The sequence below is a fragment of the Niastella sp. genome (genome assembly GCF_045805085.1).
Classification (GTDB): Bacteria; Bacteroidota; Bacteroidia; order Chitinophagales; family Chitinophagaceae; genus Niastella.
Genome location: NZ_JBJMLX010000451.1, coordinates 1 through 11500, shown reverse-complemented (window position 1 = coordinate 11500; position 11500 = coordinate 1). Strand labels below are relative to the sequence as shown.

Genomic DNA, 11500 nt, shown 5'->3' with positions numbered 1-11500 from the left:
TGAAGATACGGCCGGTTGCAACGGTATGCGCTTTCAATGCCGGGTAAAAGCCATTACCAAAACAGGAACCATCAGGGCAGATACTTCGGGCCTGCGCGTGCAGCATGCAACAGAACTGGTATTGATCGTCTCCGCCGCCACCAGCTTCAACGGTTTTGATAGATGTCCCGATAAGGAAGGAAAAGACGAGCAGGCGATGGCCGCTGCCTTGATCAATGCGGCAGCAAAAAGATCGTATTCGGACTTGCAACAGGAGCATGTGAAAGATCATCAACGCTATTTTAATCGCGTTTCGTTTATCCTGGAGGATACCGGCGCTGCAGCTAATTCAAATAGCATGCTGCCTACCGATAAACGGTTAAAAGCGTATTCAGCAGGCGCGTATGATCCTGCACTGGAGACCTTATACTACCAGTTCGGGCGTTACCTGCTGATCGCTTCATCGAGGCCGGGCGGGCCGCCGGCTAATTTGCAGGGTATCTGGAATAAGGAATTGAGAGCTCCCTGGAGTTCCAACTATACCATCAATATCAATACGCAGATGAATTACTGGCCGGCAGAAAGCACCAATTTGTCTGAAATGCATACTCCGCTGCTGGAATGGTTGAAGATTCTTTCAGTGACCGGTGCCCGGGTGGCCCGTGAGTTTTATCATTGCAATGGCTGGGTGGCGCATCATAATTCAGATCTCTGGGGTTGCGCCAACCCCGTGGGCGACCTGGGCGCCGGAGATCCCGTGTGGGCCAACTGGTATATGGGGGGCAACTGGCTTTGCCAGCATTTATGGGAACATTATGCATTTACCCGCGATAAGAAATTCCTCGCAGAAGCCTACCCGATCATGAAACAGGCCGCTTTATTCAGTCTCGACTGGCTGGTGAAGGACAGCAGTGGTTATTGGGTAACGGCGCCTTCCACTTCTCCCGAAAATAAGTTTCGCGATGCAACAGGCCGGGCGCAGGCTGTATCTGTTGCTACAACGATGGATATGTCGATCATCTGGGACCTTTTTACGAATGTAATAGAAGCGTCCGAAGCGTTGAATACAGACCAGTCATTCCGCAGCCGGTTAACCGAAGTAAGAAAAGACCTGTATCCCTTAAGAAAAGGAAGCAAGGGTGAATTACTGGAATGGTATAAAGAGTTTGCAGAAACAGACCCGCAGCACCGCCATGTATCTCACCTGTTTGGTTTGCATCCGGGCCGCCAGATCTCGAAGAACAATACGCCGGAGTTCTTTGCAGCCGCAAAGAAAACGCTGGAGATAAGAGGAGATGCCGGCACCGGCTGGAGCCGTGGATGGAAGATCAACTGGTGGGCGCGTTTGCTGGATGGCGATCATGCCTATACACTCATCCGGCATTTGTTGAACTATTCCGGCGCCGACGGTAAAGGCGGAGGCGGCACCTATCCAAACCTCTTTGATGCGCATCCGCCATTCCAGATAGATGGCAACTTTGCGGGAACTGCAGGTATAACCGAAATGCTGGTGCAAAGCCATTTGGGCGAAGTACATCTTTTACCCGCCCTGCCAGCTGCATGGAAAGAGGGATCTATAAAAGGATTGAAAGCCCGGGGCGGTTTTACGGTAGATATACAATGGGCAGAAGGGAAGCTGCGCAACGCAACCATCACGGCGGTCACCGATGGCGTCTGTCGTATCAGGAACAACAGGGTATTCCTGGTGAATGCAGCCAGGGCAAAACCGGAAGGTGATGATTTCGTGCTATCCGTAAACATGAAGAAAGGGCAGCGGTACAATATTCAACCACATCAATGATTTTTTGGTTGTTTTGCCGACCACTCAATGGCCTGCTGTATCAGTCTGCGGAAATTAGGATTGGAATAACCTGAAGGGCCATGACCTAACTGGATGTATATAACATCAGAATTTCCGTAATGATTGATCCAGGCGAGGTAGCGCATACTTTTGGGATGTGTGGTACTGAGCAAAGGTTTCACCTGTGGTAATATCTCAACGTTACCATACACTTCATCAACTATGTCAAAATCAGGAATGCCGCGCATCACCGGATGCTTCCTGTTTTCCACTTTCACCGGGATGGTCACATCGTGTTCATAGTTGGCATTCAGCGTATCGCCATGTACCACTACCGGATGTGTATGGTATTGCCCGCCCAGGATTTTTATGAATTCAGGCCAGTTTTGATACGACACCAACGAATGATGCAGAAAGACCATGTTTGTGCCTTTTTTTAACAGCCTGATGTAGGCTTCCTGTTGTGCCGGGGAGATGGAATCAACCAGGTCGTAAAACACGAGCACATTATACTTATTTACTTCGGGTGATGCGATCAGCATATTGGCCTGTGGCTGAACAAGCGTATCATATGTAATGGAAGGAATGGAATCAAAAACGTCATAAAAGGGCTCATGTTTAAATCCATGTCCCCCGCTTACAATAAGTACCCTGATCTTTTGCTGCTGAGCGAAAGAGAAATGCACACCCCCTATGAATATAAAAAAACATACATATAGCTTATAGTAATGAGCGTTTTTTTTCATCTGGTTAAGTTACACTTTTTATTCCCCCCGAAAGGCCGGCCGCTGCCATGACCCCGGCTGCATGGGTATAAAATGTTGCTTTGCAAGGTAGCAAATGTTGCCCGGTGCCTTTACCGCCCGCCTGGCTGGTATTTGGCACTTTACTTGTTCTATGGAAGGCTTATTATATATAATCCTTACCATACTATGAAACAGTTCTTTTTAACCGGTTCGTTGTTTTGCCTGCATATAGCACTTCATGCCCAGAATGTGCAGGTTAACGTGAAGATCTTTAATAACAGAAAAGCGGTTTCTCCGTATATCTATGGCCGCAATAATTCCATTACAGACTTTATAGGAAATCCTGTTTCAGCAAGTAACTGGCAGCTGTATAAAGATGCTGGGCTGAATTTCTTCCGGGAAAATGGCGGCAACAACCTTACTAAACACAATTGGCGGCTTAATCTTAGCAGTCATCCCGACTGGTATAATAATGTATATAATTCTGATTGGGATTATGCAGCACAAACCCTTCATCAGAATATCCCTGCTGCTCAGGGTATGTGGGGATTTCAGCTGATTGGCCAGGCCGCCCGCACAACTGCCAACAATTTCAATGATTGGGCCTATAATAACTCACAGTGGTGGTCTGGTGTAGGTCAAAACCTTGCAGGAGGTGGCGTTATGAATACGGCCGGCGGCAGCCAGGCCCTGGTGAATGGAGATCCCAGCCAGTACCTGGAACTGTGGACGGCGGATTCTACCACCGGTATCCTGACCCATTGGTTCGGAAGTGGCGGTCTGGGCCTTGATTCTACGAAGATCAGGTACTGGAATATGGACAATGAAGTAGAGATCTGGTCGGGCACGCACGACGATGTGATGCCCGTTCAACCCGATGCAGAAACATTCATGCAATCTTATTTTGCAGTAGCCAAAAAAGCAAGGGCGCTTTTTCCCGGTATTAAGTTAACAGGACCGGTAAGCCCGAATGAATGGCAATGGTTTAATTGGGGCGCTGCACCGGTTACCGGGTCCGACGGCAAAAAGTATCCCTGGTTACAGTATTTTATTAAACGGGTGGCTGAAGAAGAACAAAGCACGGGGATCAGGTTACTGGATGTCATCGATCTTCATTTCTATCCTTCCAGTTCTTCGGCTTCGAATGTGGTTCAATATCACCGGGTGTTTTTTGACAGTACTTATATTTATCCCGAAGCCAACGGCGTACATGTGGTGAATGGGGGATGGGATAACTCCATACAGATAGAAAATGTTTTTGGCAGATGCCAAAAGTGGCTCGACCAATACATGGGCCCCGGCAACGGCGTTACTTTTGCTGTATCTGAAACCGCTACGGCGCTTCAAAATGATCCGAATGGCGTGGCCGTTTGGTTTGCGTCAATGATGGGCGAGTTCATGAACCATGGTGTAGAATACTTCTCTTCCTGGAACTGGGATATAGGCATGTGGGAAACCCTGCACCTGTTTAGCCGGTATAACAAAAGTAATAGTGTACAAGCTACTTCCAGCGATGAACTGAATGTATCCGCCTATACAACCGTTAATAACAATAATGATTCAGTAACAATAGCGCTGGTTAACAGATCTCAAAGCCAGTCAAAGACTGTTGTGATAAACTTTTCCGATTTCCTTCCTGCAAATCAGGCTGCAAAAACATTAACGCTGAGTAACTTACCGGTGGGTACAGAAACCTTTGTATCGCATAGCAACAATGCGCTGCAATCCGGAAACATTTCGCCGCTAAACAATACGTTGCAGGTTACACTGGCGCCCATGTCAATTACTTCTCTGATAGTTACCGGCGCTGCAGTGGCGCTTCCACAAAACCTGCTCGCTTTCACCGCATCGAAGGGCGATAATAAAGTGATCCTGAATTTCACCACCACCAACGAATTGAAAGTTGCTTCATTTGATGTGGAAAGAAGCGCGGATGGTTCGTCTTTTACTAAAATTGGTACGGTAACAGGGGAAGGCGCTACTGCGGAGTATACCTACATCGACGCACACCCCTTGCCATCAGTGAATTATTACCGGCTTAAAATGATAGACCAGAGTGGGAGTTATTCCTACAGCAAAATGGTAACCATCCGCTACGATAAAAATGGTTCTATCGCTATCTTCCCCAACCCGGCTAAAGAGGTGTTAACTGTTCAATTACATCTGCCGGCAGGCGCCATCTCGCTTCAAATAATTGACGGAATGGGACGCAGGGTGAAAACGATGACATTGCAATCCTCAGGTAGCTCTTTATCAACGGCTATAGATCTCAGCGGGCTGGCCGCAGGGCAGTATTATCTTCATGCCGGCAGCGAAAATATAAGTTTTATAAAACAAAAATAAACAGGTAACCGCCCCGGGACTTTTCGTAATCAGATCGGAAAGTCCCGGGGTACCATTTATTGCAACTGTAGCTGCACGATCATCTCTGTTTTGTCTTCTTTATTGGCGATCCCACTCAATACAATGTCACTTTCACTTTAAAAGGGACCTTTTCAAACCCGGTCTGCAACATTTTTTGCCATCATCTGCAACATTTGAGGACCCTGTTTCAAAGAACATCCGGGTAGTTTTACAGCACGTCTATTAAATATCACAAAGACGCTGAACCTTTGAAAACAGAAAGAATGAAAATCACCTGGCAGGTCAAAATAATGGGGCTTCTCCTTGCTGTACTGTTTTGTATAAGCTGTCAAAAAAAGGCGACCCCGGTTGCTCAGCAACTGTCTGCCCCCCCATCAGTGAGCAAACAGCTCTATCCAACCTATAACACATCGCCCCAGGCGCCTGATTCCACAGGCATGAGCACCGCTGTGCAACTGGCTGCCAAATTCAAATTAGGCTGGAACATTGGGAATACCATGGAAGCTACCGGCGGAGAAACCAGCTGGGGCAATCCCCTCATCACCGAATCTTTGTAACGAAAGAAGCATTGGCCCGTGGAATAAAACCTTTCTGGTGGGATACAGGTGGAGCGCTGGACAGGAGGAATAACACAGTAAAGGATCAGCGTACAATTGATGCTCTTATGGCGGGAGCCAAATAGAGATATTTATTCACTTAAACGATTGACACTTTATGAAAAAAAAATTACTTGCCTTTCTCTGTGTATGGCTCTTGATTAATTTGTTTCAGGGCAACGAAACGAAAGCTCAATCTGCCAACTATGTCTGGAAGAATGCACCTATTGGCGGGGGCGGATTTGTAACCGGCATCGTTACCCACAAAACATCGGGCGACAGGTATTGCCGCACCGATGTAGGCGGTGCTTACCGCTGGGATGCCGCGAACAACAAATGGGTTCAGTTGCTCGACTGGCTTGGCGATTCACAAAGTGACCTTTATGGAGTGGAGGCCCTGGCGCTTGATCCGCAGAATGCAAATAATGTTTATATGCTCTGCGGAACCAATTATACTGGCTCAGGAAAGTCTGCTCTATTAAAGTCCACCGATAAAGGAAATACTTTTACTTATACAGACCTTACCGCTAAGTTTAAAGTGCATGGAAATGGAAGTGGGCGCGGTAACGGTGAACGCCTGGCTGTTGACCCCAAAAATAGTAATATATTATTCTGTGGAACAAGGGCGAACGGGTTGTGGAAGAGTACAGATGCCGGCGTTACCTGGAACCAGACCTGGAGCGGTGTAACTACCACAACCAACGGTAACGGGATCTGTTTCGTGCTTTTTGATCCTTCAGGCAGTGTGGTAAACGGAGCCAGTCAAACCATTTACATCGGCGTTTCCCGCACCGGCGGCGGCAATGTTTACAGGAGCACCGATGGCGGCGCCACGTTTACCGACATTACCGCTACCACCGGTTTTATGCCCCACCGCGCAGCGTTGCAGGGAACTACCATGTATGTTACTTATTCTGATAACGAGGGACCGCAATCTACTAACGGAGATGGGAAGTTATATAAGCTCAATACGGCTACCGGTGTATGGGCAAACGTTACCCCCGTTAGTTCGAAAGATTATTGCTACGGCGGCGTGAGTATAGATCCTACTAATGTTAACAGAGTGATAGTTTCTACCAGTGGCATTTACTGGAACAACCAGTTTGGTACCGGCTGGGGCGACTTTATTTTCCTCACTACAGATGGCGGATCGACCTGGACGCTTAAGAATGGCACCAACGCCACCTATGATGCGAACGGCATGGGATGGTCTTGCTGCGGTGCGGTCAACTGGATGGACTGTATCGAGTTTGACCAGTCTAATCTAAATAAAGTTCGCGTAGTAGGCGGAGGTGGGATCTATACCTGTTCCGATATTACCGCCACAAATTGTTCCTGGAAATATGATGTGACCAGCATTGAAGAAACAGCATTGCTAGACGTAACAAGCATTCCCGGCGGTTCGGTTATCTCCTCTTTCGGCGACGTAACAGGCTTTGTGCATGAGCCGCTGACTGCTATTCCGCAGGCAAAATTGTCTCCTATAGACGGGAATAATCAGAGCATTGCTTATGCGGCCGGCAACACAAACAGGGTCGTAAGAGCTTCTAACGGTGGAAACGTTGTTTATTATTCCAACGATAAGGGCGCTACCTGGACGGGATGCGCCACTAATATGGGTACAGATGGAAAGGTTTCCATCAGTGCAGATGGAGGCACCATACTGCACTGCCCTGGAAGTTCTTCAACAACCTACTATACTACGAACAACGGAGGCAGCTGGACTGCTTGTTCGGGTGTATCCGTCCAATACGCTGCTCCGGTGGCTGACCAGGTAAATGCAAATTATTTCTACATCTTCTCGCCGAGAACCGGGGAGTTATTCAGAAGCACCAATAAGGGAGTCAGTTTCTCGGTAGCAGGCACGCCGGGCGCATCAAGCGCGAATTATCCATGGGAACCAACCCAGATAAGGACAGTGCCGGGGTTTGAAGGTCATGTGTGGGTACCCCTTTTCAACAATGGATTAAAATATTCAACCAACGCCGGAGTAGCTTATACTACTGTTCCCAATGTAACTTATTGCAAAGCGCTGGGGATAGGAAAAACGATGCCTGGAGCCAGCTATCCGACTGTTTTCATCTGGGGAACAGTGTCTGGCGTAACCGGCCTTTTCAGATCAACCGATCAGGGGGCTACCTGGCTCAGCTTAAATGATGATGCCCATCAGTTCGCAGGCGCCCCATTACTCGTGGGCGATATGAACGTTGCGGGAAGGGTATATATGAGCGCCGGCGGCGGAAGAGGTTTAATTTACTGGGAGCCTGCCTGTACACCTTCTGCCATCACCCCGTACGTACAGGTTAACGGCGGAACCTGGCAGCAGACAGCCAATGGTACTTTAGCTTCAGGTGGCAGCGTATTGTTTGGCCCTCAGCCCGTCACGGGAGGATCGTGGAGCTGGAGCGGTCCGAATAATTTTAGTGCTACTACGCGTGAAGCAGGCATTTCAAATCTCCAGGTGAACCAGGCAGGGAACTATGTGGCCACCTATACCAACAGCGGCGGATGCCAAAGCATGCAGACCTTTAGCCTCAACGTGACCGGCTCTATACTGAGAGAATACTGGACAGGCATTAGCGGAACGGCTATCAGCAACCTCACCTCCAATGCCAATTATCCAAACAACCCTACGGGTAGCGGTCAGCTCACCAACCTCGAAGGCCCCACAAACTGGGCGGATAACTATGGAACACGGATCCGCGGATATCTCTATCCGCCTGCCAGTGGAAGCTACACGTTCTGGGTAGCGGGAGACGACAACACCGAGCTGTACCTGAGCACCAACGACAACCCGGCTAATACATCAAGAATAGCTTACGTAAGCGGATGGACGAATTCAAGAGAATGGACTAAGTACAGCACCCAGCAGTCTGTAACCATTAACCTAACTGCCGGTCAGAAATACTACATAGAGGTCCTTCAAAAAGAAGGTAGTGGGGGAGATAATGTAGCAGTAGCCTGGCAGGGTCCCGGCATTACACAACAGGTGATCGCGGGGAACTATCTTTCTCCTTTCATTCCCGGCGGAGGTGCAAGAATAGCATCGCAGGTGAACATTATTAATGAAGATGCTATCAGCCTGTATCCGAACCCAGCCAGTTGCGGACGGTTTACGATCATGCTGACGCAAGCTTCCGAAAATGCGGTTGTAAGTATTTATGATAACCTTGGCAGAATGGTGTACGAAAAGATCGCTGCCGGCGGTAACAGGTTAGCAATCAATTCGCAGCTTAAGACAGGGATCTACCTTGTAAAGGTAAAATCGAAAGCAGGCAGCTTCAGTAAGAAGCTCTTTGTTAAATAACAAATTTCTCAACAATTATTGGGAATGCCTCACCCGAAGCATTCCCAATTTTTTAAATTATGACAGTTTTCAAAATGAGTTTTACAAAAACAATTCTTTTAGTAGGGCTTTTTATTGCAACGTTCCATCAGTTACAGGCACAGCAGGTTGCTCAATTACAAAGTCCCGACAAGTCCATTGCGCTACAGGTATCCTTATCAGCTTCAGGTGAAATTCAATACAGCATACAAAGGTCTGGCGTTAATGTCATTCAACCTTCAGCGTTAGGCGTGATGATGAAAGGCCATGATTTTATCCAGGACATGAAACTGGTCAACGCATCAAAACCGGAACGCATAACAGACAGCTACCAAACGAAGAATGCAAAAAAAAGCAACATTCTTTACCAGGCTAATCAATTGGTGATGTCCTTTGCTAATAAAGAAGGGAAAAAAATGGCGATCATTTTCCGGTTATCCAACGACGGGGCGGCTTTCCGGTATTCTTTTCCCTGGATAAAAAACAATGAAACGATAGTTGAAGAACGTTCCGAATTTTCATTTGGCAAAGAAACAAGAGCCTGGTTGCAACCCATGAGTGAGGCAAAAACAGGTTTCGAACATTGCCATCCTTCTTATGAAGAGCATTATTTACAAGACATATCTGTTGGCACGGTATCGCCTTTAAAGTCAGGATGGGTGTACCCTGCTTTGTTTAAGACAAATGATACTTGGGTATTGATCACCGAAGCGGCGCTTGATGGTACTTATTGCGGTACAAGACTGATCAATGATTCTGCCTCGGCTGTTTATTCAATCGGCTTTGCCGATCCCAGGGAAGTGTTTACAGGCGGGGGCCATTTACCGCAAAACAATAAGCCCTGGCTTACACCGTGGCGTATTATAACAATTGGAAGTTTGAAAACAATTGCAGAATCAACATTGGGCACCGATCTGGCGCCGGCAACAGCATTAAAGGATGCCTCTTTTGTAAAACCCGGAAAAGCCAGTTGGAGTTGGATCAACAGCAAGGATGACAACATTACTTTCGATGAACAAAAAAAATATATTGACTATGCATATGACATGCACTGGCAATATTGCCTCATAGATGCAGACTGGGATACCAGGATCGGATATGATAAAGTAGCTGAACTGTCAGCATATGCAAAACAAAAAAATGTAGGATTGCTGTTATGGTACAATTCTGCAGGAGACTGGAACACGATCAAATATCATCCTAAAGATAAATTGCTTACGAAAGAAGGAAGGGAAAAAGAATTCAGTCGTTTGCAGGCAATGGGCATAAAAGGCGTAAAGATCGATTTCTTTGGTGGAGATGGTCAGAGCATGATCCAATATTACATCGACATTCTGAATGATGCGGCAAAATATAAGCTGCTGGTGAACTTTCACGGCGCTACATTGCCCAGAGGCTGGCAAAGAACATATCCACATCTAATGACAGCCGAAGCCATTTATGGAATGGAGATGGTAACATTTGACCAGACTGCAGCCGATCAACAAGCCAACCATTGCGCTATGTTGCCGTTCACCAGGAACGCATTCGACCCCATGGATTTTACACCCATGAATCTTACCGGGCTTACGTCGTCAAATTGTATCAGAAAGACCACGCCCGCCTTTGAACTGGCCCTTTCGGTCTTATTCTTATCGGGCATCCAGCATTATGCACAATCACCGGAAGGAATGGTTCGCGTACCGGATGATGTAAAAGCGTTTTTAAGAAAATTGCCCGGTAACTGGGACGATGTGAAATTTATAGAAGGCTATCCCGGTAAATACGCTGTCATTGCCCGCAGAAGCGGCAACAAGTGGTACATTGCAGGTATTAATGGAGAAAAAAATGAAAAGAAAATCAATCTTGATGTTACCTCATTTAAAAAGAACAATGTAACGCTGTTCACAGATGGAACCGGAGATGAACTGTTTTCAAAAGCCCTTCTTAATGCGGCAAAGCAGAAAAAATGTGATCTTACGCTGCAGGCAAATAGTGGATTTGTTATGCTGCTTGAATGATCGTTTTTAGCCAGTTTCGCAGCAACCTTGTTTTCCGCTGGTCAATTTAATGTCTTATCAAGTATCTGTACGATTTTGTTTCTGTCAACATCTTGTACATTGCTTAGGATTATAACGGCGGTTTTATTTTTTAACCTTCTTTCAAAAAGCGAAGTATAACCAAAAACATTCCCGCCATGTGACACAGTTTTTCCATTTGTTGTATCGTCGCTGATAAACCATCCATAGCCATATGGAGCCTTCACGACTGTGTACATCAATTCTTTTTCTTTCTGTTTTAACAGCTTATCGGAATATAATGCCTGGTCAAATATTAGTAGATCCTCAACAGTTGAATAGATCGAAGAGGCGCCAATGAAGATCTCGTGGCTGGCAACAGGCATTGCGTTTTGAAAATGTCCATCTCTATTTAAATAACCCATCGCCCTGTTATTTAAAATAGCCTGGTTGTAGATGATGCCGGTATGGTTCATGCCTGCCGGCGTTAAAATATTTTCCTGTAAAATGTCCGCATAGCTCCTGCCTGTAATTTTCTCTATAATAAATCGTAACAGGATGTAGGTTGACGAGGCATATTCGAATTGCGTACCCGGCTTAAAATGAACAGGTGTTTTTTGTAACCCTTCCATAAACTCTTTCTCGTTCCACGACGCAAAATCGCAGTTTAAACCAACAAAATCCTGGATCCC

7 protein-coding genes are annotated in these 11500 nt (G+C 46.7%); 5 read left to right on the top strand and 2 right to left on the bottom strand.

The window, feature by feature from the left end:
* On the top strand, positions 1-1780 hold a 1780-nt coding region (locus tag ACJ751_RS23895), incomplete at its 5' end, for a glycosyl hydrolase family 95 catalytic domain-containing protein (RefSeq protein ID WP_407748054.1).
* Here ACJ751_RS23895 and ACJ751_RS23890 read toward each other — a convergent pair.
* Positions 1774-2526, bottom strand: a complete 753-nt coding sequence (locus tag ACJ751_RS23890; RefSeq protein WP_407748053.1) for a ThuA domain-containing protein — start codon at positions 2524-2526, stop codon at positions 1774-1776. The genes ACJ751_RS23895 and ACJ751_RS23890 overlap by 7 nt on opposite strands.
* Before the next feature lie 186 nt (positions 2527-2712).
* Here ACJ751_RS23890 and ACJ751_RS23885 point away from each other — a divergent pair, with 186 nt between their 5' ends.
* The 4 genes from ACJ751_RS23885 to ACJ751_RS23870 all read left to right on the top strand — a co-directional run bounded on the left by ACJ751_RS23885 (position 2713) and on the right by ACJ751_RS23870 (position 10811).
* On the top strand, positions 2713-4869 hold the full coding sequence (locus ACJ751_RS23885) for a glycoside hydrolase family 44 protein (protein ID WP_407748052.1): 2157 nt from the start codon (positions 2713-2715) through the stop codon (positions 4867-4869).
* Positions 4870-5153: 284 nt separating this feature from the next.
* Positions 5154-5447, top strand: a complete 294-nt coding sequence (locus tag ACJ751_RS23880; protein ID WP_407748051.1) for a hypothetical protein — start codon at positions 5154-5156, stop codon at positions 5445-5447.
* A 157-nt stretch (positions 5448-5604) separates the two neighbouring features.
* On the top strand, positions 5605-8793 hold the full coding sequence (locus ACJ751_RS23875; protein WP_407748050.1) for a T9SS type A sorting domain-containing protein: 3189 nt from the start codon (positions 5605-5607) through the stop codon (positions 8791-8793).
* Between the two features lie 59 nt (positions 8794-8852).
* Positions 8853-10811, top strand: a complete 1959-nt coding sequence (locus ACJ751_RS23870) for a glycoside hydrolase family 97 catalytic domain-containing protein (protein WP_407748049.1) — start codon at positions 8853-8855, stop codon at positions 10809-10811.
* 41 nt (positions 10812-10852) lie between these two features.
* Here ACJ751_RS23870 and ACJ751_RS23865 read toward each other — a convergent pair.
* On the bottom strand, positions 10853-11500 hold a 648-nt coding region (locus ACJ751_RS23865; RefSeq protein WP_407748048.1), incomplete at its 5' end, for a serine hydrolase domain-containing protein.

Excerpts from the sequence above, each read along its gene's own strand:
- ACJ751_RS23885 (WP_407748052.1), top strand. The coding sequence starts at position 2,713 with ATGAAACAGTTCTTTTTAACCGGTTCGTTGTTTTGCCTGCATATAGCA.
- ACJ751_RS23890 (WP_407748053.1), bottom strand. The coding sequence starts at position 2,526 with ATGAAAAAAAACGCTCATTACTATAAGCTATATGTATGTTTTTTTATA.
- ACJ751_RS23875 (WP_407748050.1), top strand. The coding sequence starts at position 5,605 with ATGAAAAAAAAATTACTTGCCTTTCTCTGTGTATGGCTCTTGATTAAT.
- ACJ751_RS23870 (WP_407748049.1), top strand. The coding sequence starts at position 8,853 with ATGACAGTTTTCAAAATGAGTTTTACAAAAACAATTCTTTTAGTAGGG.
- ACJ751_RS23880 (WP_407748051.1), top strand. The coding sequence starts at position 5,154 with ATGAAAATCACCTGGCAGGTCAAAATAATGGGGCTTCTCCTTGCTGTA.